The sequence below is a fragment of the Stenotrophomonas sp. PS02301 genome, from assembly GCF_029959485.1.
GTDB lineage: Bacteria > Pseudomonadota > Gammaproteobacteria > Xanthomonadales > Xanthomonadaceae > Stenotrophomonas > Stenotrophomonas maltophilia_Z.
In genome coordinates this window covers 25190-46235 of record NZ_JASCOO010000025.1, presented here as the reverse complement: position 1 = coordinate 46235, position 21046 = coordinate 25190, and the positions used below count along the sequence as shown (strand labels likewise).

At 69.0% G+C, this 21046-nt stretch carries 16 protein-coding genes and 1 pseudogene; 8 read left to right on the top strand and 9 right to left on the bottom strand.

What is annotated here, in order from left to right; translation table 11 throughout:
* The first annotated feature begins 112 nt into the window (after positions 1–112).
* Positions 113–1303, top strand: a complete 1191-nt coding sequence (locus QMX81_RS08860; protein WP_282260700.1) for a benzoate/H(+) symporter BenE family transporter — start codon at positions 113–115, stop codon at positions 1301–1303.
* Positions 1304–1307: 4 nt separating this feature from the next.
* Here QMX81_RS08860 and QMX81_RS08855 read toward each other — a convergent pair whose 3' ends face one another.
* The 4 genes from QMX81_RS08855 to egtB are packed head-to-tail and all read right to left on the bottom strand — an operon-like array spanning position 1308 to position 6360.
* Entirely contained in the window at positions 1308–1883 is a 576-nt protein-coding gene (locus QMX81_RS08855) for a DUF2628 domain-containing protein (protein WP_121043616.1), read from the bottom strand.
* Positions 1880–4048, bottom strand: coding sequence for a lytic murein transglycosylase (locus QMX81_RS08850; protein ID WP_282260696.1), 2169 nt, complete (start codon positions 4046–4048; stop codon positions 1880–1882). The genes QMX81_RS08855 and QMX81_RS08850 overlap by 4 nt, the downstream gene beginning before the upstream one ends.
* 54 nt (positions 4049–4102) lie before the next feature.
* A complete protein-coding gene (gene egtD / locus QMX81_RS08845; protein ID WP_121043622.1) occupies positions 4103–5077 on the bottom strand; it encodes an L-histidine N(alpha)-methyltransferase in 975 nt (324 codons plus the stop codon).
* Complete coding sequence (egtB, locus tag QMX81_RS08840; RefSeq protein WP_282260694.1) at positions 5074–6360, bottom strand: ergothioneine biosynthesis protein EgtB; 1287 nt, start codon at positions 6358–6360, stop codon at positions 5074–5076. The genes egtD and egtB overlap by 4 nt, the downstream gene beginning before the upstream one ends.
* Positions 6361–6531: 171 nt before the next feature.
* Here egtB and QMX81_RS08835 point away from each other — a divergent pair, with 171 nt between their 5' ends.
* Entirely contained in the window at positions 6532–7839 is a 1308-nt protein-coding gene (locus QMX81_RS08835) for a GGDEF domain-containing protein (protein ID WP_282260692.1), read from the top strand.
* On the opposite strand, the gene QMX81_RS08830 is transcribed toward QMX81_RS08835, so the two are convergent.
* Positions 7818–8213, bottom strand: a complete 396-nt coding sequence (locus QMX81_RS08830) for a YchJ family metal-binding protein (protein WP_282260690.1) — start codon at positions 8211–8213, stop codon at positions 7818–7820. The genes QMX81_RS08835 and QMX81_RS08830 overlap by 22 nt on opposite strands.
* Positions 8214–8275: 62 nt before the next feature.
* On the opposite strand from QMX81_RS08830, the gene QMX81_RS08825 reads away from it, so the two are divergent.
* The gene (locus tag QMX81_RS08825) at positions 8276–9052 is read left to right on the top strand and encodes a TSUP family transporter (RefSeq protein ID WP_121044016.1); all 777 of its coding nucleotides are present in this window, start codon (positions 8276–8278) and stop codon (positions 9050–9052) included.
* Positions 9053–9089: 37 nt separating this feature from the next.
* On the opposite strand, the gene QMX81_RS08820 is transcribed toward QMX81_RS08825, so the two are convergent.
* The 4 genes and pseudogenes from QMX81_RS08820 to folE form a co-directional block, all read right to left on the bottom strand.
* On the bottom strand, positions 9090–12722 hold the full coding sequence (locus QMX81_RS08820) for an SbcC/MukB-like Walker B domain-containing protein (RefSeq protein WP_282260688.1): 3633 nt from the start codon (positions 12720–12722) through the stop codon (positions 9090–9092).
* Positions 12723–12768: 46 nt separating this feature from the next.
* Positions 12769–13368 (bottom strand): annotated as a pseudogene (locus tag QMX81_RS08815) (DUF4194 domain-containing protein); the annotation flags it as partial.
* A gap of 88 nt (positions 13369–13456) precedes the next feature.
* Positions 13457–14926: a DUF3375 domain-containing protein gene (locus tag QMX81_RS08810; protein ID WP_282260681.1), complete on the bottom strand. Its 1470-nt coding sequence runs from the start codon at positions 14924–14926 to the stop codon at positions 13457–13459.
* 127 nt (positions 14927–15053) lie between these two features.
* A complete protein-coding gene (folE, locus tag QMX81_RS08805) occupies positions 15054–15656 on the bottom strand; it encodes a GTP cyclohydrolase I FolE (RefSeq protein WP_019183982.1) in 603 nt (200 codons plus the stop codon).
* Positions 15657–15815: 159 nt separating this feature from the next.
* On the opposite strand from folE, the gene QMX81_RS08800 reads away from it, so the two are divergent.
* The 5 genes from QMX81_RS08800 to QMX81_RS08780 all read left to right on the top strand — a co-directional run bounded on the left by QMX81_RS08800 (position 15816) and on the right by QMX81_RS08780 (position 20984).
* Positions 15816–16271 (top strand): MarR family transcriptional regulator, encoded by a 456-nt coding sequence (locus tag QMX81_RS08800; protein ID WP_121043644.1) that lies wholly within the window; start codon positions 15816–15818, stop codon positions 16269–16271.
* An 83-nt stretch (positions 16272–16354) separates the two neighbouring features.
* Positions 16355–16564 (top strand): DUF1656 domain-containing protein, encoded by a 210-nt coding sequence (locus tag QMX81_RS08795; protein WP_019183984.1) that lies wholly within the window; start codon positions 16355–16357, stop codon positions 16562–16564.
* On the top strand, positions 16561–17469 hold the full coding sequence (locus QMX81_RS08790) for an HlyD family secretion protein (RefSeq protein WP_282260671.1): 909 nt from the start codon (positions 16561–16563) through the stop codon (positions 17467–17469). The genes QMX81_RS08795 and QMX81_RS08790 overlap by 4 nt, the downstream gene beginning before the upstream one ends.
* Entirely contained in the window at positions 17466–18923 is a 1458-nt protein-coding gene (locus QMX81_RS08785) for an efflux transporter outer membrane subunit (RefSeq protein ID WP_282260669.1), read from the top strand. Before QMX81_RS08790 ends, QMX81_RS08785 begins: the two co-directional genes overlap by 4 nt.
* A gap of 3 nt (positions 18924–18926) precedes the next feature.
* Positions 18927–20984, top strand: coding sequence for an FUSC family protein (locus tag QMX81_RS08780; RefSeq protein WP_282260667.1), 2058 nt, complete (start codon positions 18927–18929; stop codon positions 20982–20984).
* Positions 20985–21046: the final 62 nt, after the last annotated feature.

Genomic DNA, 21046 nt, shown 5'->3' with positions numbered 1-21046 from the left:
AAACCCGGGACCCCAATCGTGTGTGTTTTAAAACCGCGGGGCCCGCAGGGGGTTGGGGGGGGGGCCCGCTGGCTTGCTAACAATGCATCTCTAGTCATCAGGAATGCATGCGATGTCCGCGGTAGGCAAACGTTCGTTGTGGCGCGATCTCTCCCTGCCTGCGGTGATGGCGGGCTTCATTACGGTGTTGGTGGGCTTCGCCAGTTCGGCGGTGATCGTGTTCCAGGCCGCACGCGCGGTTGGCGCCGACCAGGCGCAGATCGCCTCGTGGATGTGGGCGTTGGGCCTTGGCATGGGCGTGACCTGTATTGGTCTGTCACTGCGCTATCGGATGCCGGTCGTCACTGCATGGTCCACGCCGGGTGCGGCAATGCTCGTGGTGGGTGCGGGCGCGGTCGGCTACAGCGATGCGATCGGTGCGTTCGTCCTTGCCGCGGTGCTCGGAATGCTCGCCGGCTTCTCGGGGATCTTCGCGAAGTTGATGAAGCGTGTGCCGATGGCGCTGGCCGCGGGCATGCTTGCTGGCGTACTGCTGCGCTTCGGTCTGGATGTGTTCGTCTCGATGGGCACCCAGCTGGGCATGGCATTGGTGATGTTCGCCACCTGGCTGATCGGGCGACGGCTGTTCCCGCGCTATGCGGTGATCGCCACGCTGCTTGTCGGTGTCATGGTGGCGGCCGGTCAGGGGCTGCTTCATATGCAGGACGTGCGGCTGGAGCTGGCCACGCCGGTGTTCACCTGGCCAACGCTGTCGTGGTCGGCGGTGTTCGGCATCGCTCTGCCCCTGTTCGTGGTGACCATGGCCTCGCAGAACATCCCGGGCGTGGCGGTGATCCGCGCCTCCGGCTACGACACGCCGGTATCGCCGGTGATCGGCTGGATCGGGGTGGTCAATACGCTGCTCGCCCCCTTCGGCGCCTTTGGGCTCAATCTGGCCGCAATCACGGCGGCGATCTGCATGGGGCGCGAAGCACACGAGGATCCTGCGCGGCGTTACACCGCAGCCGTGGCCGCGGGCGCCTTCTATATCGTGGTCGGGCTGTTCGGGGCGACGGTGGCGGCCGTGTTCGCCGCCTTCCCCAAGGAACTGGTGGCCTGCGTGGCCGGGATCGCGCTGTTCGGCACCATCGCCAACAGCCTGGCGATGGCCCTGCGTGAGGAGGCCGATCGCGAGGCGGCCCTGGTGACCTTCCTGGTCACCGCCTCGGGCCTGTCGCTGGCCGGGATCGGCTCGGCTTTCTGGGGGCTGGTGGCCGGCGGCATCTGCCTGGTGGCGTTGCGACCGCGCCCGGTCGCCCACTGACGGGTCACGCGCCTTCAACTACCCGCAGCACGACGAACAGCGCCAGGCCCACACCCAGCGCGAGCCGGCTGGTCCCCCCGCGGCGCACCAGTTCCGCGTTGATCCGCTCCGGCTGCCCGGTAAAACGGGCCTGCGCCCGCGCCACCATGCGGCGGCAATGCCAGCGGTACAGCGCATTGCCGAAGATGCCCAGCGAGAGCTGCACACCCAGCGATAACACGACGCCGCCCACCGCCAGGTCCAGCAGGACCATCGCCATGCCAATGGCGAAATCGGCGATCAGCACCGCCAATGCCACCAGGTACATGCGCCGGTACATGAGCCAGTGGAAGCCAAACAGGACGGCCGGCCAGTGCCACGGGCGCGGCCAGCGGCCACCGGCGTCATCCAGATGCCAGCGACGGGCATACAACGCGAAGTTGTCGCCCACCGCCTTCGCCAGCAGCGGATGGCGGTCATGCACCGCCACGGCCGCATCGATCTGGGCGTCGATCATGGCCTCGTGCATGGCGGTGCTGGGCGCGCGATAAGGATTCCCGGCACTCTCGTCGATCCGGGCCGGGGGCGGAACCGTACTCATAGCGGGCGAACCGCCAGCGTCTGCTGCAACACGTACTGCGCACCCGGCGCCAGGGTCACCACATCCGGGCCGGCATTGGCCGCCTCCAGGCACACATAGTTGCGCCAGCCGGCCCCGACATCGGCCATCTTGCTGGCGCCCGCCTCGCCCGGGTTCCACGCGACCAGCGAGCGGCTGCCGCTCGTGGTGATCTCGATGCGGCGCTTCAGGCCCGGGTCCTTGAGCAGATAGCGGCCACCGGCCTGGGTATAGATGCGGTCGCTGCGGCCGGGATCGCGCGGGTCGCGCAGGCTCCAGTCGCCCTGCTGCTGGCGCGGGGTCGCGTAGTTCTCGAACTTGTCCAGGTAGGACAGGCCATCCAGGCCTTCCACGCTGACCTGCATCGCATCGCTGACATGGAAGTAGTTGTGCAGGGCCTGGGTGAAGGCGACCGGCTGGCGGCCGGTGTTCTCAGTGATCAGGCGCTGTTCCAGGGTGCGGCCGATCCGCAGTTCCATGCGCAGGCGCAGATCCAGGTTCTCCAGCACCGGCGGGGCCAGGGTCAGCACCATGGTCCCATCGGCCTCGCGACGGGCCTGCTGCAGGGTCCATGGCACGTTGCGGACGAAGCCATGCGAAGGGACGTCACTGCCCTGCCCCTGGCGGCCGAAATACGGCCAGCACACGGGGCTGCCGCCACGGATCGGGGTCGGCAGCGGCTGGGCGCTCGGCGAGAGCCACATCACGTCCTGCCCGCCCTTGGGCACATAGGACAGCAGCTGGCCACCGAACACGCTGATCGCAGCGGTGGCGAACGGGGTCTCGACCCTCCACGCGGGGAAGCCCTGGATGTCGGCCAGGCTGAGTCCGGGCACCTTGGGCAGGGCAGCGCGCGGCGCGGCCGGCGACTGGACGTATTGGGCATGGTTGGGCGGCAGGGTGAACACGGTGGATGCGGGCATGGTCGGTGTGGAAGAAGGAGGAGCACCGCGCAGGGCGGTGAGGATGCGCTGGCCGGCACGGCCATCGGCGGGGGCCCAGCCCAGGCGCTGCTGCTCGGCCTGGATGGCGCGGCGGGTGGCGGTACCGATCATGCCGTCCGCCGTACCGATGTCGTGGCCGCGGGCCAGCAACAGGGTCTGCAGCTCTCGGCGTTCGGTACGGCCGATGCCAGGATCATCGGTTGGCCAGGCGGCGACGATACCCGGGCCACCCCGCAGGCGATCGGCCAGGGTGGCGATCGCCAGGGCATAGCTCTCGGCGGCGTTGTAGGCGTAGATCGCGTCGTAGTTGCGGAACACCAGCCACGCCGGGCCCTTGGCACCGGTCGGGAGCAGCAATGCGGCAGTGCTGTCGGCGGGCAGCCCGGCCGGCGCCAGCGTTCCGCCGGCAACCGGCACGATGCCCAGCGCGCGCCAGTCGGCCAATGGCTTGCGCTGGGTGCGGCCGGCTTGGGCGGTGTTGAAGCCGGCCGGGATCTTCACCTCGATGCCCCACGGCTGCCCGGTGCGCCAGCCGGCCTTCTTCAGATAGTTGGCGGTGGAGGCCAGCGCATCGGGAATGGAGGCGACCAGATCGCGACGACCATCACCGTCACCATCCACCGCGATACGCGCATAGGTAGACGGCATGAACTGGGTGTGGCCGAAGGCGCCGGCCCACGAGCCGGTCAGGCCCTCGGCGCGCAGGTCGCCGGCATCGATCAGCTTGATCAGGGCCAGCAGTTCACCGCGGAAAAAGGGCTGGCGGCGGCCTTCGCAGGAGAGCGTGGCCAGCGACTGCAGCAGCGGGCGCTTGCCGAACACGCGCCCGTAATCGCTCTCTACGCCCCAGACCGCGACGATGGCGGCCGGATCGACGCCGTACTCGGCCGAAACACGGGCCAGCAGATCACGGTGCTCGATCAGACGGGCGCGCCCGTCATCGACGCGCTGGGTATCCACCAGCGCGGCCAGGTAGTCCCACAACGGGGTGGTGAACTCCGGCTGCGCATCCAGCAGCGGCAGCACGCTGGGATCGGGGGTCAGCCCGGCGGTGAGCACGTCGAAACGCTCAGCCGGGATGCCCTGCTTGCCGGCCTGGGCCTTGAGGGTGACCAGGCACGTGGAGAAGGCGTCCGGCGCGGCGACCGCGAGCGAGGGTACGCCGAGCCACAGCCCGGACAACAACAGGGGCGACCATCGCATTGGCGGAATCCTTGCAGCCAGTGGACCTGCATCATAGCGGCAATGCCGCGCAGGTCAGGCCGGCTGCAGCAGGCGCAGGCCGAAGGCGGGATCGGTCGCGTTCCAGTGCGCCGTCACCTGCAGCCCGGCATCCGCGGCCATCCGGGCGAACACCGCATCGGTGTATTTGTGGCTGTACTCCACGGTCATCGCTTCGCCTTCGGCGAAATCGAAGCTCTGCCCATCCAGCTGCACGCGCTGGTCGCGCTGGCTGATCAGCTCGGTTTCGATGCGCAGGCGCGGCACGCTGTAGCGGGCGCGGTGGCGGAAGCCCTCCAGATCGAAATCGCTGCCGATGTCGCGGTTGAGCCGGCGCAGCAGATTGAGGGTGAACTCGGCGGTGACCCCGGCGGCATCGTTGTACGCCGCTTCGATCAGCGCCGCGTCCTTGTGCAGGTCGATGCCGATCAGGGCCATGCCATCCGGGCCCATGGTCTGGCGCATCGCCTTCAACAGTGCGATGGCGTCGTCATGGGCGAAGTTGCCCAGGGTCGAGCCGGGGAAGAACACCAGGTGGCGGGCCGGATCGCGCTGCGGCGATGGCAACTGCACCGGCTGGGTGAAATCCGCGCAGACCGGCAGCATTTCGATCTCTGGCAGCGAGGGCGCGAGCCGGGTGATGCTGTCCAGCAACGCAGCGCGGGAGATTTCGATCGGGGTGTAGGCGACCGGGTCCCGCAGCGCATGCAGCAGCAGTTCGGTCTTGCGCCCGCTGCCACTGCCGAGCTCGACCACATGCAAGCGTGGGCCGACCACCTTGGCAATGTCACGCGCGCAGTCCTGCAGCAGCTGCAGCTCGGTGCGGGTCGGGTAGTACTCCGGCTGCTGGGTGATCTGCTCGAACAGCGCCGAGCCCTGCGCATCGTAGAAGTACTTGGAGGGCAGCTGCCGCGGTGTGGAGGACAGGCCACGCAGGATGTCGGCGGTGATCTGGTCCCTATCCGGCTGCAGATCGGTCAGCGCTTGGAGTGCATCACGGACCGAACTCATGCGGCGTCCCGGGCCAGGCGCAGGCCGGCGAACTGCCACCGGGCCGACGGCGCGAAGAAATTGCGGTAGCTGGCGCGCAGGTGATCTGCCGGGGTGGCGCAGCTGCCCCCGCGCAGCACCCACTGCCCGCACATGAATTTGCCGTTGTACTCGCCGAGGTTGCCCGGGAAGGTGCGGAAGCCTGGATACGGCCCATAGGCGCTGCTGGTCCATTCCCAGACATCGCCGAACAGCTGGACGATGTCGCCCTCCTCCTCCGCGCCGCCCGGGTGCAGCGCATCGGCGTCGGCAAAGCGACCACGCAGGGCGCGGCCGGCCGTCGCCGCTTCCCACTCGAACTCCGTGGGCAGGCGGGCGTCGCACCAACGCGCGTAGGCGTCGGCTTCGAAATAGCTGAGATGACAGACCGGTGCGTGGGGGTCGAGCGCACGCCAGCCGCCGAGGGTGAACTCGCGCGCCAGCGCGTCATCCCAGTACAGCGGGTGCTGCCACTGCTGTTCCTGGCACAGCGTCCAGCCTTCGCTCATCCACCAGCGCGGCTCGCGGTAACCACCGGCCTGCACGAACTGGCGGTACTCCTCATTGCTGACCGGGCGGTTGGCCAGCGCATGCGCGGGCACCAAGGCGCGGTGGACCGGCGATTCGTTGTCATAGGCGAACGTGGGGCGGGTGGGCCAGACCGGCGCGCCGATCTCCACGATCTGTTCGGGACTGCTGAGCCACCGCAGCGGCAGCGCACGGGCCGGCGCCGCGACAAGATCCGCGCGATAGGCCGGCTGCAGCGGGTTGGACCAGAACGCGTGCTTGATATCGGTCAGCAGCAGTTCCTGGTGCTGCTGCTCATGGTGCAGGCCGAGCAGAAGCTGATGCTGGGCCTGCTCGCTCAGATTGCCGGCCTGCAGTGCGGCGAGCACGCGCTGATCGATCTCCGCGCGGAAGTGCAGCACCTCGTCCAGCGTCGGGCGCGAGAGCAGGCCGCGCTGTGGGCGTGCATGGGCCGGGCCAATGCTCTGGTAGTAGCTGTTGAACAGGTAGTGCCAGTCCGCATCGATCGGCGCGTAGCCGGGGCGGGTCGCCAGCACGAAGCGCTCGAAGAACCACGTGGTATGGGCCAGGTGCCATTTCGCCGGGCTGGCGTCGGGCATGCTCTGGACCATGGCATCTTCGGCACTGAGCGGTGCGGCCAGCGCGAGCGTGCGTGCACGCACGCTGGCGTAGCGGACGGCCAGCGGCGATGGCGGGGCGGCAGTGTGCGGTAGTGCGGCAGCGACGGCGGTATTCATTGCGGTGAGGATCGACCAGCCGGGGTGAGTGCCACGTCATGGCACCGCATCGATCCGGTGACATTGCTCAAGTTGAATACGCGCAGGCCGCTACCGGGGAAGACCCATCGCCTGTGTAGTCCGGTTTGCACGCTGCAGCCACGGCGCGCCGGCCACCACGTGGACCCCTTCTTGCGGACGCATCTGCTACGCCAGCCCAGTCACTATCTGTTCGTGCTGCCTGCAGTACTGGTGGCGCTGGGATTGTGGGCCGCCACCCCCGCGGCGGAAGCCGGCAGTTCGGTGCATCGCCTGCTGCCGATGGTGCTGGCCTGCCTGGGTGTCGGCCTGGCGCTGATCTACAACCGCGTCCGGGCGCTGTGCCTGATGCTGGCCATCGCCTCGGCGTTCGCCCTGCTGCATGGTGTGGTCGGCACGTTCCTGCGCGATGGCGTTGTTTCGGCGCTGACCCCGCTGATCTTCCACGCGGTGTCGTGGTGGCTGCCACTGCTGTTCCTGCTGCATGGGCTGTGGCCCGAACGCGGACGGCTGCGCCAGGACCTGTTGCTGCGCGGCGTGGTCAGCGGGACGGCCCTCGGCATTTTCCTGCTGATGGCCGCACAAGGCCCGGTCGGCATGCATGCCTTGTTGTCGGACCGCCACCTGCCGTGGCTGCCGAGTGGCTGGAATGCGCTGGCCCAGCTGCCTGCGCTGTTGTTCGCGGTGACGACGGTCGCGCTGGCGGTACAGGCCTGGCGCCAGCCCCGGCCGCTGCACACCGCCCTGCTGATCGCCCTGCTCTGCCTGTGGTGGATGCTGCCACGGGTGTTCGTCTCGCCGGCCCTGCTGCCCGCCGTCAGCTGCATGGCGCTGTTGCTGGTCATCTCGGCGATGCTGCAGGAAGCCTTCCACATGGCCTTCCGCGATGAACTCACCGGGTTGCCCGGCCGCCGCGCGTTCAATGAATGCCTGCAGCGGGTCGGGGCCACCTACACCATCGCCATGGTGGACGTGGATCACTTCAAGCGCTTCAACGATACCCACGGCCACGATGCCGGCGATGACGTGCTCAAGCTGGTGGCCGCGCGCCTGTCCGAGATCGGGGGCGGTGGCCGCGCATTCCGCTACGGCGGCGAAGAGTTCGCGCTGGTGTTCCTGGATCGCCCTGCCCCGGCCTGCGTGGCGTCGGTGGAGGAAATCCGCGCCAGGATCGAAGGCGTCCGCATGCATCTGCGTGACCGGGCCGCGCGCAGCCGCGACGATGCGGTGGGGCAGCTGCAGCGTGGACGCGGTGGCAGTGGCGAGGTGGTGCAGGTGACGGTGAGCATCGGCGTGGCCGACAGCCGGGTCGCCGACAGCCCGCAGGCAGTGCTCAAGGCCGCCGACCAGGCCCTGTATGCAGCCAAGGACGCCGGCCGCAACTGTGTGCGTGCGCTTGGGCAGCAGGGCACCGTGCCGGTGCGCGCCACCGCGCTGGCTCAGGGCAACGCGTCGAGATAGAACCAGCGGCCGTCTTCGCGGACGAAGCGGCTGTGTTCGAGCATTTTCACCGCACTGCCGCCGCCGACCTTGTAGCGCGCGGTGAAGCGGACCTGGGCGTGGTCGGCATCTGAGCGGGTATGTGCGTGGATCGTCAGCCCCAGCCACTGGGTGCGCTGGCCGGGTGCTTCGTCCAGCGACAGCTCGGCCGGGCGCGTGGACGGGTGCCAGCTGGCCAGCAGGTACGCGGCCAGGTGGCGCACGTAGGCGCTGTAGCGCGAGCGCATCAGCGCTTCGGCATCCGGCGCGGGTGTGCCGGCGTGGTAGAGGCCGCAGCAGGCGGTGTAGGCCAGTGGGTGGCCGCAGGGACAGGGATCGGAGAGGGCGGTGGTCATGGGGGTATTGTCGCGCGATGACCGGGCGTATGCTGGCGCGCCTTCTGCCGCGATGTGCCGCCGTGCTTGAGCTGGTTCCCCCTGAACTGTTGTGGTTGGTGGCGATCGCCTTCATCGCCGGCCTGGTGGATGCCGCCGTCGGCGGCGGTGGGCTGGTGCAGTTGCCCGGGTTGTTCACGGTCCTGCCGCAGCACACGCCGGCGATGCTGTTCGGCACCAACAAGTTCAGCTCGATGTTCGGCACGGCCGCCGCCGCGTTCCGCTACGCGCGCAATGTGCGCTTCCCGTGGCGGCCGGTATTGTTCGCGGCCGGCACGGCCTTCGTGTTCTCCTTCGCCGGGGCCACGGCGGTCAGCCTGCTGCCCAAGGATGCGGTGCGCCCGCTGGTGCTCGTGCTGCTGGTGGCGATGCTCGGCTACACGCTGTGGAAGAAGGACTTCGGTGCCCTGCACCGCCCGCGCGAGATCGGCCGCAAGGAGCTGGTCACCGCGTTGGCGATCGGTGCGGTGATCGGGTTCTATGACGGCTTCTTCGGGCCCGGCACCGGCAGCTTCCTGATCTTCCTGTTCGTGCGCTTCTTCGGGTTGGACTTCCTGCGGGCGTCTGCCGCCTCCAAGGTGGTGAACCTGGCGACCAACGTGGCGGCGATCTCCTTCTTCGTGCCGACCGGCAACATCCTGTGGCTGTTCGCGCTGCCGATGGCCGCGGCCAACATCATCGGCTCGGTGGTCGGCACGCGGATGGCGCTGCGCGGTGGCACGCCCTTCATCCGCAAGCTGTTCGTCGGCCTGGTGGTGGTGCTGATCGCCCGGATGGGCTGGGATACCTTCGGCGGTTAGCCGGACGGGCCAGCCCTGGGGCTGACCCGTTGGTTGCTCAGCGCCTGGGCTTGGCCGGCTTCTTTGCGGCCGCCTTGGGTACGGCCTTGGTGGCCGTCTTCTTTGCCGCTTTCTTCGCCGGTACCTGGGGCGCAGCCTTCTTCGCGCGGGATGCCGGCACGGCTGCCGGTGCGTCCACGCCCTCGACCTCGGCCTCGACGTGGGCGTCCTCGTCGACCGAGGCAGCCATCACCTCGTTGGCCATCACCTCGGGGGCATCCACCACGGCAGGCGCGGCGATCACGGCCGGTGCCGGTGCCGGTGCCGCCGTCGTCTCGCCGGCGCGGGCACGCTCGGGCAGCTTCAGGCGCTTGCCTTCGTCGTCGTACTCGATCAGCAGCACGCCGGAGTCGTGGCGACCGCTGATCTCCACGAAGCAGGCACCGCCGATGAACGGCTCCAGCGTCATCACCGACTTCAGCGGGGTGGCCACGACCATCTGGAACCCGAAGTTGTCGAAGATGTTCATCGCCAGCGCGGTGAATTCGTTGTCGGCCTTGTCGAAGGCTTCATCCAGCACCACCGCCGCGTAGCTGGGCAGCTGGCCGTCGGCGCCACCGAGCTGGTAGCGCAGCGCGGCCGCCAGGCAGGTGGTGGCCAGCTTCTGGCGCTGGCCGCCGGACTTGCCCGCACCGCTGCGGTAGATCTCCACCTGTTGGCGGGTGGCGGCGTCGAGCTCGACGCCGACGAATTCCACATGCAGGCGCACGTCCAGCACCAGCTCGCGCCAGCGCTTGTCCTCGCCTTCCTGCGAGCCGAGCTTGGCGACCAGCTCACGCAGGACCGCGAACTGTGCTTCGGCCAGTTCGCGCTGGTCGGTCTGCTGTTGGGACAGCACGTCGCGCAGGCGCTGGTGGAACTCCAGCACTTCAGGCAGGCGGCGATCGGTGAGTTCGATGGTCAGCAGGGTGCCGCGGTTGAACGGCACCTGCTCCAGCGAGGCATTGACCTCGTCCAGGCGCTGGGCGATCGACTTGCGCGCCTCGGCCGTGTGCCGCTGCAGGGCCAGCAGGTTGTTCTTGCTCTGGCTCTGCAGCAGATCGAAGAAGCGTGCCTCGTGCTGCGGCAGGCCATCGTTCTCCAGCCGTTGCAGGCGGGCCAGGAAATCCTCGGCACTGGACAGGCTGACGGTGAAGTCGCCGCTGTCTTCGGGCCAGGCCTGGCAGTAGCGGCGGAAGCAGCCGAGCAGCAGGTTCTCCAGGCGGTTGTGTTCTGCCTGGGAACCGCCGAGCTGTTCGTTGAGCGTGTTGCTGATCTGCCGGAAGTGGGCTTCCAGGTTCTCCAGGCTGAGCACGCCGAGCACTTTCAGGCGTTCGTCCAGGCCCTGTTGCTGCAGGGGCGTGACCACGCGCTTGGCCAGCGGCGCGCACTGCTCGTGCAGGCGTTCCAGGCGTTCGTGTTCACGGCCAAGCTGGCCGCGCTCCACGCGCACGTCTTCATAGGTGCGTTTGGCCTGGGCCACATCAGCCCGGGTCTTCTCGATCTGTTCGCCCAGCTTGCGCAGATCGGCATTGCCTTCGCGCAGGTCGTGCAGGGCCTGGGCGATGTCGTCCAGGCGCTGCAGCGGTGCGGCCACATCGATCTCGTCCCAGCCCAGCGTGCACAGTTGATGGCAGGCCAGTCGGGCCTTGCCGTCCTGTTCGCGCTGCGCGCGCAGGCCGGCCACGTCGCTGTCGCAGGCGGCGATGCGCTGGGCCAGTTCGATCGCTTCGCGCTCGTACAGGTCCAGCTTGTCGCGGTTGTTGAAGCCCAGCAGCCACCGGCGGCGGTCGCTGATGTTGTGGCGATCGTCCTTCTCGAAGCGCTCGCCCGGGTGTTTGACCTGGCCTTCCTTGGTGATGCCGCGGTCGGTATCGCGCAGATGGCGTGCATCCACGCATTCGTAGTCGAAGCGCTTGCCCAGCTCGCGGCGCAGCCAGCCGGCATAGCCGTGCTCGCGCAGCACCAGCTTGTGCAGCAGCGAACGTGCGCCCGGCTCGCGGCCCTGCAGCGCATCGTCGTTGCGGCGTACGCGGTAGTAGACCAGGCGGGTACCCAGGTGGGTCTGGTTGATCCACTCCGAGACCTGGGCGTGGTGGCGCTCATCGACCAGCAGCGATTGCGCGAAGCCGTGCAGCACGCGCTCGATGGCGCCCTGCCATGCGGCGTCTTCGTCGCGGACCTGCAGCAGTTCGCCGACGAACGGCAGTGCCGCCTCGGGAATGCCGGTATCGCTGCTCAGGCGTGCGCGCAGCTGCTGCATGGGTGCAGGGATGCTGGACGGGGTGCGCTTGAGCGCCTCCAGTTCCGAACGCACCTCGGCGAAGCGGCGTTCGTCGTCGCGCTTGCCGCCCATGCGCTCGGCAATGGCTTCATCCAGCTCGGCCGCAGCGCGCTGGCCATCGTCCAGGCGGGCCTGGGCGCGGGCGAGCTGCTCGGCAAACCCGTGCGCGGTCTCGGCCAGGGTTTCCCCCAGTTCGCGGCTAGCGTGGTTGGCCTGGCTGCGCTTGGCCAGGCGGCGGTCGCGCTCCTGGGCGACACGGCCCTGCTCGCGCTCAAGCTCTTCGATGCGCTCGCCGCCCTGCTGGCGCCGCTGCGCTTCCAGTTCGGCGAGGTGGCTTTCATGGTTGTCCAGCGCGCTGCGGCGCTGGCCTTCTTCGCCGGACAGCCCGCGGTCACGGGTATCCAGTTCCAGCAGGCGCGCCTCGAGCAGGGCCAGGCGACGCTGCTCGCGCACGCCGTCGATGCCCAGCTTCATCTCATCCAGGTCTTCGCGCTGGCGGCGCAGTGCCTGCAGATCGGCGTAGTGGCCGCGTGCGGGCAGCAGGGTTTCGACCTGGCGGCGCGCGGTGACCACGGCCTGATGGGCGCCATCTAGTTCGGCGAAATCATCGACCAGCCGCTCGGCGGCATCGAAGGTGCGCGGTGCATCGAGCATGAAGTCGCGCAGGAACACGTTCAGATCGCCGAGGTTCTTCGCCGACTGCGTCTTGTGCAGCAGGCGCAGCGCCATCTCGTTCTCGATCCCGAGCACGTGGCGGAACCGTTCGGCGTAGCTGGCGAAGCTGTCGAAGTGATGCACATCGCCCAGGCGCTGCTTGAGCTTGCGCAGGTCCAGGTCGAAGCCGCCGAGGTCGCGCGCGATGTCGAAACTGCGCTCGGCCACCATGTAGTGCTTGCGCACATCGGCCGCCGCCGCGCCGTTGCCGGCGATCCAGAACAGGCGCACCAGGCTGACAATGCGGCCGTCATTGCTGCGGTATTCCAGTACCAGCGCGGTCCAGGTAGCGCCTTTACGCAGGTACTGGGTGGCGATTTCGCCGGTGCCGCTGTCCTGCTGGTCGGCCCAGGCGCCACGCACGTAGGAGACCAGGTTGCGGTCGCGGCCACTGCGTTCGGCTTCGCGCGCGGCGGCATTGAAGTCGACCAGGGCCGGCGGTACCAGCAGCGCGGACATCGCATCGAGCAGGGTCGACTTGCCCGAGCCGGAGCGGCCGACGAACAGGAAGCCGCGTTCGGCGATCGGCACTTCGGTCAGGCCGGAGAAGGTGCCCCAGTTGTGGACCTGCAGGCGGCGCATGCGGAACTGCTGCGCGCGCGGGTCGGGCTGGTCGCCGGGGAACAGAGCGGGTGCGGGAATGTGGACGGTCATGGCAGGGCTAGCAATCCAGGCAGGGCAGCGGCGCGCGGGCGCGCGCTCAGGCGTCGAGGTCGGCCGGCGCTTCGCGCAGGCGGCGGTACACCTGGGCCAGGGCGGCGACATCTTCGGCGGAGAACATCAGTTTCAATGCCGGCGAGACTTCATGACGCGCATCGTCGCCGCCGAGGCGGGTGAGGATGTGGTTGTCCTTCATCTTCTGCACGGCACTGGCGACGCGGCGGTTGAAGCCGGCACGGTCGGTGGACAGGTGGCGCTCGTACACGGCCAGTGCTTCGGCCAGTTCGGCATCCTCGACCACCGCGCGCACGCCGCGCGCATCGGCTTCGGCCAACTGCTGGCGCAGGTGCAGCAGCAGCACCGAATCGATGAAGGTCAGCGGCGAGGTACGCAGCAGCACCGGTGCATCGATATCTTCGGTATCGGCCTGGCGGGTGAAGGCCACGCCGCTCTCGCGGTCCAGCACCAGTTCCAGGAACAGGTCCGAGAGCGCCGAGCGGATCGCCGCTTCGCTGCGGATCAGCGCCGGCCACAGCTTGGCGTGGCGCAGCTGGTCGATGCTCGGGCCGATCAGCAGCTGGCACAGCGCGCGGCGGCCATCGAGCGGCAGCCGGCCGGTGTCGCCCATGTAGAAGACGTCATTGTTACGCCGCAGGACGGGCGTCACCACGACCGGCTCGTCGTCTTGCTCGTCTGCGCCGCCGTCGATCGGGGTGTCGGTGGATTGTTCATGCCAGCTCATGGCGTTTCTCCTGGGTGAACCAGATCAGCGGAATGCGGGCGCGACGCCATTGGCCATCGCCGCCGCGCCATTGCGCGATCTCCTGTTGATCGGTGGCGACCTCGCCGTGGCGGGTGCCGAGCGAGAGGTAACCGATGATGCTGCCGAGGCCCTGCGGGGCCTCGCGGTGTTCAAGCACCTGCGCGATCGACAGCCGCGGCTGCTCGCCGAGCAGCTCGTGCAGATCGCGGCGCAGGGTGCGGAAGTCGATTTCAGAGGCAGCCACCAGGTCGCCGACACTCTCCAGCGAGATCGCGGCGGTGTCGTTGCGCTGCACGCTGCCATCCACCTGCGCCTGGCGCGGATCGTGCAGCTTCCATTGCGAGAGCGAGCGCAGCCGGCTGGTGGTGAGCTGCAGGTCGCGGCCGATGCCGCGCTGCGCCGGGATGTGGTCGCGCAGGCCCAGCGCCTCACCCTGGGCCTGCTTGAGCAGCTGGTTGAGGCGGCGCTGTTCCAGGTAGCCACGGCTCTGCACGAAGCCGCGCAGGCTGCGCGCGAAGTGCTGCAGCACGTCGTGGACCTGGCCACCGCGCTCAAGCATGGTGGTGGTGAAGCCACGCAGGAAGGTGCGCTCGTTGCGATCCAGCTTGCGCGCGAAACCACGCGCGAGCACGGTCTCCAGCGCGGCATCGAGCTGGGCGCTCTGTTCGGCATCATTGAGCAGGCGCCAGAACGCCTCGAAGCTGCGCCCGGCGTCGCTGTCGCCGATCACGTCCACGCCTTCGAACAGCTTGGACAGGACGTCACCGCGCTCGCCCTCATCATCGATGATGCGTTCGCGGAATTCACGGTTGAGGCGTTCGAAGTCGTCGCGCACGCGGCGGAAATCTTCGGTCAGCTCGTCGGCCAGGCCGATGATCTGGCGGGTCCGCTCCAGCGCGCGCTTGCCGTCCAGCGAGGAGACCTTGCCGCCGCTGACACGGGCGATCTCGGCATCGATGCGGTCGCGCTCGTCGCGCAGCGCGGACAGGCGCGCATCCGGGTTGGATTCGGTCAGCGCGGCCAGCTGCGAGAGCTGCTCGATCACCAGCGCCAGCCGGCTCTCGGTGGCGGCAGCGCGCGCCTGCTCCAGGCTGTCGGCGAAGCGGATCGCCTGCGCGGCCTGGGTGGACAGTTCGTACTGTTCCTGGTCGGCGCCTTCGGGCAGGCGACGTTCCAGCCAGCCCTGGGCCAGCCAGTGCGCGATGTAGGCCTGTGCGGTGCGAGGCAGGTCGCGCGAGAGCTCATCGGCCTTGAGATCATCCAGCGCGCGCTGCAGGCGTTCGTGCAGCACCGCAGTGGACAGGGTGCGCTCGTCCTGCATCAGCAGGCTCTGCAGCAGGCCGATGATCTCCGGCGCGTGATCGGCCGCCAGCAGCTTCCACTGCGACTGTTCGCGCAGGTGGCGGTAACGGGTAATGCGCTCGCGATGTTTCATTCGAGACCGGGGACAGGAAGACGGGCCGCGCGGGTCGCGGCGGCCGGGAGGGAAACGGGACGCGCACGCACCCGCAGGGCCGGGCCGAAGCCCAGCGCCTGCCGGCCGCGCGCGACAGCGCGGGGAATCAGCGCTTGCCGCCCACTTCGATGAAACGCAGGAACTCGGCGCGGGTGCGCGCGTCCTCGCGGAAGCTGCCCAGCATCTTCGAGGTGACCATGCTGACGCCCCGCTTGTGGATGCCGCGGGTGGTCATGCACTCGTGCGCACCTTCCACCACCACACCCACGCCGACCGGCTGCAGCACGTCCTGGATGCACTGGGCGATCTGCGCGGTCATCTTTTCCTGGACTTGGAAGCGGCGCGCGTACGCCTCGACCACGCGGGCCAGCTTGCTGATGCCCACCACCTTGCCGGCCGGCAGATAGCCGACGTGCACGCGGCCGATGATCGGCGCCATGTGGTGTTCGCAGTGGCTTTCGTACTCGATGTCGCGCAGCACGATCAGTTCGTCGTAGCCGGCCACTTCCTCGAAGGTCCGCTCCATGTAGGCGCGCGGGTCGTCGCGGTAGCCGCTGAACCAGTCGCCATAGGCTTCGGCAACGCGGCGCGGGGTATCCAGCAGGCCTTCACGGGTCGGATCTTCACCGGCCCAGCGCAGCAGGGTGCGCACCGCCGATTCGGCCTCGGCCTGGGTGACGGGGTTGGCGTCGTTGTCTTGCTTGCTCATTACATACAGCACCCGAAGGGGGGCGAGCATCGTACCCGACAGACCCCTCGGGCGTCCTGCGCTGGGGCGCCCGGGCCGCGCTCGGAAAGGCATTCATTGGGCCGCGGTTGTGCCACGGGTATTGATAGGAGACGAATTAGTAGTATCCTATCTATTCTAATGAACCGATCCCTTGACGAACGTACCCAGCTGCAGATGCAGCTCAGTTCCGGCCTGCTCTATGCAGGGCGGCAGTGGCAGCGCCTGGCCGACCAGGCCCTGGGCAGCTACGGCATTTCCGCTGCCTGCACCATGCCGCTGCTGATGATCGGGCGCGCCGGGGGAGGGATCCGCCAGGTGGCGCTGGCCCACCAGCTGGGCATGGAAGGGCCCTCGCTGGTGCGCCTGCTGGACAAGCTGGCCGCCAGCGACCTGGTCCGCCGCGAATGCGACGCCAGCGACCGCCGCGCCAACCTGCTGTGGCTGACCGACAAGGGCGAGGCCCTGGTCAGCGAGCTGGAAACCCAGCTGATCGGCCTGCGCCAGGATGTGTTCGGCGAGTTGACCCTGGATGAACTGCGCACCGTCCTGAAGCTGTGGCAGCTGCTGGCCGATGCGGCTGACCGCGTGACGTAAGCCTGTTCCCCGTTGTACCGCCCGGTGTCGTCCCTCGACGCCGGGCGATCCCCTTTCCGCTCCCCTGTGAATCCTTTGCCTCGATGTACGGTGAATTCAGTCTCTATGGTGTGTTCGTCCCGACCCTGCTCGGGTTGATGCTGCTTGCCTACCTGCTCAAGAGCGGGTTGCGCGTGGTCCTGCAGCGCACCGGCGCCTACCGCCACATCTGGCACCCCGCCCTGTTCAACCTGGCCGTGTACGTGATCGTGCTCGGCGGGTTGTTTTCCCTGATGCGTTGGATGCAATCGTGAACAAGATCCTCAAGCAGACATTCCCGGTCGTATTGACCGCCGTGGCCGTACTGGCCGCCGTGCTGGTGCTGCGCCACCTGTGGGCCTATTACATGGATGAGCCGTGGACGCGTGATGCGCATGTCAGCGCCGACGTGGTGCAGGTCGCGCCGGACGTGTCCGGGCTGGTGGAGGCGGTGAAGGTGGCCGACAACCAGCCGGTCAAGCGCGGTGAGGTGCTGTTCGTGGTGGACCGGGCACGCTATGAGATAGCGCTGGAGCAGGCCCAGGCCGCCTTGGGCGAACGCCGCGCCACGCTGGACCAGCTGCGCCGCGAGATCGCGCGCGACCGCAGCCTGCAGGATCTGGTCGCCGCCGAGGATGCCGAAGTGCGCCGCGCCAAGCTGCTCGCCGCGCAGGCCTCGATGGCCACCGCGCAGGCCGCCGTCGATCTGGCCAAGCTCAACCTGGCGCGTACCGAAGTGCGCAGCCCCAGCGATGGCCACCTCAACGACCGCACCGTGCGCGCGGGCGACTACGTGACCGCCGGGCGCCCGGTGATGGCCGTGCTCGATACCGGCTCGTTCCGCGTGGACGGCTACTTCGAAGAAACCCGCCTGCAGGGCGTGCATGCCGGGCAGAAGGTCGACATCCGCCTGATGGGCGAAGCGCAGCCGCTGCAGGGCCACGTGCAGAGCATCGCCGCCGGCATCGAAGACCGTTACCGCAGCGAAGGCAGCAGCCTGCTGCCGAACGTGACGCCTGCCTTCGACTGGGTGCGGCTGGCCCAGCGCATCCCGGTGCGCATCCATATCGACCGCGTGCCGGCCGGCGTGAACCTGATCGCAGGGCGTACCGCCACCGTCACCATCCAGCCGGACACCGCGCAGGCCACGCCAGCGCAACCGGCACGGACGGCGCTGTGAACCGCCCGGCGCTTCACCGCATCGCCCTGGGGGTGGCACTGACCACGCTGGCCGCGTGCCGCACCGTCGGCCCGGACTACGCGGTGCCGGCCGGGTCCGCCTTCCAGCGGCCGGAGGCGAACGCCGCCTTCCTGGACACCGGCAACCCGCAGGTCGCCGCTGGCGCCGCGCTGCCCGCACGCTGGTGGGAGCTGTACCAGGACGACACCCTAAACGCGCTGGTGCAGCAGGCGCTGCGCGACAACGTGGAACTGAAGGTGGCCGATGCCAACCTGCGCCGCGCCGCCGCCGTGTACGAGCAGGCGCTGGATGCGGGTGGGTTCGAGTACGAGGCCGAGGCCGGAGTCAGCCGCGCGCAGCTCTCGGCCGAATCGTTCCTGCTTGAGCACGAACTGCCGCCGATCAACCTGGCCGACGGCAAATTCGCGGTGTCCTATCAGTTCGATCTGTTCGGCAAGCTCAAGCGCGCCTCCGAGGCCGCGCATGCCGACGAGCAGGCCACCGCCGCCGCGATGGACCTGGCGCGCGTGTCGCTGGTCGCGCAGGTGGCCGGCAGCTACGCCGACATCTGCCACGCCAACCATGAGCTGCACGTGGCCGAGCACTCGCTGCAGCTGCAGCAGCGCAGCCGCGAGGTCACCCAGCGCTTGATCACGGCCGGCCGCGGTACGCCGCCGGAGCTGGCCCGCGCCAATGCCCAGGTCGCGATGCTGCAGGCCGCGCTGCCGCCGTTGCGTGCACACCGCCAGGCCTCCGAATACCAGCTGGCCGCCCTGCTCGGCCGAACGCCAGGCCAGCTGCCCGAGGGCGTGAGCGACTGCAGCCAGGCCCCGACCCTGGCCCAGGCCCTGCCGATCGGCGATGGCCGCGCGCTGCTGCAACGCCGCCCAGACATCCGCCAGGCCGAGCGCAAGCTGGCCGCCGCCACCGCGCGGATCGGCGTGGCCACCGCCGAGCTCTACCCGGACATCCGCCTGGGCGCCTCGGTCGGTGCGGCCGGCCTACTGGAAGACTTCGGTACGCCGTTGACCCAGCAATGGTCGATCGGCCCGCTGATTTCCTGGACGCTGCCCTCTTCCGGCACGCATGCGCGCATCCACGCCACCGAGGCCGGTGCCGATGCCGCGCTGGCCGAGTTCGATCACAGCGTGCTGCAGGCCCTGCGCGAAACCCAGACCGCGCTGAGCCGCTATGCCCAGGATCTGCAGCGGCTGCAGTTCCTGCAGCAGGCACAGCAGCAGGCCGATCTGGCTGCCAGCCAGAACCGCCGCCTCTATCAGGGCGGGCGCACGCCCTACCTGGCCAGCCTGGATGCCGACCGCAGCCTGGCCAGCGCCGATGCGACCCTGGCGGACGCGCAGGCGCAGGTCTCGCGCGACCAGATCCAGCTGTTCCTGGTGCTCGGCGGCGGCTGGAATGCCGACGCCGTCGCCACCGGCACGGCCGCGAGGTAAGCCATGCTGCTGCTGGACAGACAGGCCTGGTTGTTCTCGGTCAAAACCTTCCTGGCGGCGATCGCGGCGCTGTACATCGGCCTGGCCGGCAATCTTTCGCGGCCGTACTGGGCGATGGCCACGGTCTACATCGTGACCCAGCCGATGCTGGGCCCGACCCGTGCCAAGGGCGCCTACCGCATCCTCGGCACGCTGATCGCCGGTGCGGCGACACTGTGGATGCTGCCGCACCTGGTGGAAACGCCGCTGCTGCTGAGCGCGGCGATGTCGCTGTGGCTGTCGGGGTGTCTGTTCATCGCCCTGCTCAACCGTGGCCCGCGCGGCTACGCGTTCCTGCTGGCCGGGTACACCACCGCCTTCATCGGCTTCCCGGCGGTGACCTCGCCGGACACCATCTTCGACGCCGTAGTGGCGCGCAGCGAGGAGATCATCCTCGGCACGGTGGTGGCGGTGCTGTTTGCCTCACTGTTCTTCCCCGCCTCGGTGCGGCCGATGCTGCGCGCGCGGATCGGCAACTGGATGGGCGATGCCGCCGACTGGTGCCGGCAGATCCTGACGCGCGGCCACGCGCATGGCCCGCGCAACCGGCTGGCCGCCGATCTGGTCCAGTTCGAGGCGCTGATCGAATTCATGCGTCGCGACGACCCGCGCCATGCCGGTGCGGCGGTCTCGATGGAGCGACTGCGCGAGCGCATGCTGCTGATGTTGCCGGTGCTCTCCTCGATCGCCGACCGGCTGGGGGCGCTGCGCGCGGGTGGCCGTGCGCTGCCGCCTGGGCTGGAGACGCTGATCGCCGATCTGGCGCAGTGGCTGGAGCAGCCCGGCCGCTCCAGCGCCAGCACGTACGCCACACTGCGCGCCCGCATCGTCGCGCTCAAGCCGGCGGTGGACGGCGAGCTGGATCACCTGCTGCTGGTCACCCTGCTGCTGCGCCTGGAAGAACTGGTGGACCTCTGGCAGGACTGCACCACCCTGCATGCCGCCATCGATGCCGGCACCGCGCCGAGCGATACCGCGCACTACCGCGTGCGCACCCAGCGCGTGGACCACGTGCGCCACGTGGACTACGGCATGGCGCTGTTCTCGGCCGCCAGTGCCGGCGTCGCCCTGATGACGTACTGCGTGCTGTGGATCGGGCTCGGCTGGGAGGGCGGCGGCAACGGCGCGATGATGGCCGCGGTGGCTGCCGCATTCTTCGCCGCGCAGGATGATCCGGCGCCAAGCATGCTGTCCTTCCTGCTCTGGGCGATCGTGGCCAGCCTGGTGGCCGGCGTGTACCTGTTCGGGATCTTCCCGGCCGTGCACGACTTCGGCAGCCTGGTGCTGGTGCTGGCGGTGATCTTCCTGCCGCTGGGCCTGCTGCTGCATCGGCCCAAGACCGCATTGATCGGTCTGCCGCTCACGGTGAATCTGGTCGCGCTGTTGAACGTGCAGAACACCTACAGCGCCAACATCCAGAGCTTCATCAATTCTGCCGTGGCGATGTTCATCGGGATCGGCTTTGCGGTGGTGATGACGCGGCTGTTCCGCTCGGTGGGTGCCGAGTGGACCGCACGCCGGCTCGTACGCCAGGGCTGGAACACGCTGGCCGATGCAGCCGAGGGCCGTGGCCAGCAGGACCGCCAGCAGTTCGCCGCACGCATGCTCGATCTGCTCGGCCTGCTGGCACCGCGGCTGGCGGCGACGCCGGAAGGCAGCGATATCGCCTCGGTGGACATGCTCACCGAGGCGCGGATCGGCCTGAACATCCTGCAGCTGCGCCGCTCACGGCACGGCCTGCCGCCGGCCAGCGTGGCCGCGATCGACGCGATCCTGGACGATACCGCCCGCCATTACCGCGCCCAGGCCGCGCAGCGCCGGCCGGTGCCCGCCCCCACCGGGCTGCAGGCCCGGCTGGAGGCCTCGCTCAAGCGCGTGCAGACCGTGGCGGCCGGCAAGGCCCGCGATGAGGCGCTGATGGGCCTGATCGGGCTGCGCTATGCCCTGTTCCCCGAGGCGCCGGTGGTCGATACCCCTGCCGAGACCCCCGCAGCGGCACCCGGCCTGCCCGCGCCGCGCTGAACCGGCCTGGCCGCAGACCGGCCGGCCCACACCGATCAGGGCTATCCTGACGCATGCATTTG

Excerpts from the sequence above, each read along its gene's own strand:
- QMX81_RS08780 (WP_282260667.1), top strand. The coding sequence starts at position 18,927 with ATGCTGCTGCTGGACAGACAGGCCTGGTTGTTCTCGGTCAAAACCTTC.
- QMX81_RS08810 (WP_282260681.1), bottom strand. The coding sequence starts at position 14,926 with ATGAAACATCGCGAGCGCATTACCCGTTACCGCCACCTGCGCGAACAG.
- egtD (WP_121043622.1), bottom strand. The coding sequence starts at position 5,077 with ATGAGTTCGGTCCGTGATGCACTCCAAGCGCTGACCGATCTGCAGCCG.
- QMX81_RS08850 (WP_282260696.1), bottom strand. The coding sequence starts at position 4,048 with ATGCGATGGTCGCCCCTGTTGTTGTCCGGGCTGTGGCTCGGCGTACCC.
- QMX81_RS08820 (WP_282260688.1), bottom strand. The coding sequence starts at position 12,722 with ATGACCGTCCACATTCCCGCACCCGCTCTGTTCCCCGGCGACCAGCCC.
- QMX81_RS08860 (WP_282260700.1), top strand. The coding sequence starts at position 113 with ATGTCCGCGGTAGGCAAACGTTCGTTGTGGCGCGATCTCTCCCTGCCT.
- egtB (WP_282260694.1), bottom strand. The coding sequence starts at position 6,360 with ATGAATACCGCCGTCGCTGCCGCACTACCGCACACTGCCGCCCCGCCA.
- QMX81_RS08855 (WP_121043616.1), bottom strand. The coding sequence starts at position 1,883 with ATGAGTACGGTTCCGCCCCCGGCCCGGATCGACGAGAGTGCCGGGAAT.
- QMX81_RS08795 (WP_019183984.1), top strand. The coding sequence starts at position 16,355 with ATGTACGGTGAATTCAGTCTCTATGGTGTGTTCGTCCCGACCCTGCTC.
- folE (WP_019183982.1), bottom strand. The coding sequence starts at position 15,656 with ATGAGCAAGCAAGACAACGACGCCAACCCCGTCACCCAGGCCGAGGCC.
- QMX81_RS08830 (WP_282260690.1), bottom strand. The coding sequence starts at position 8,213 with ATGACCACCGCCCTCTCCGATCCCTGTCCCTGCGGCCACCCACTGGCC.
- QMX81_RS08800 (WP_121043644.1), top strand. The coding sequence starts at position 15,816 with ATGAACCGATCCCTTGACGAACGTACCCAGCTGCAGATGCAGCTCAGT.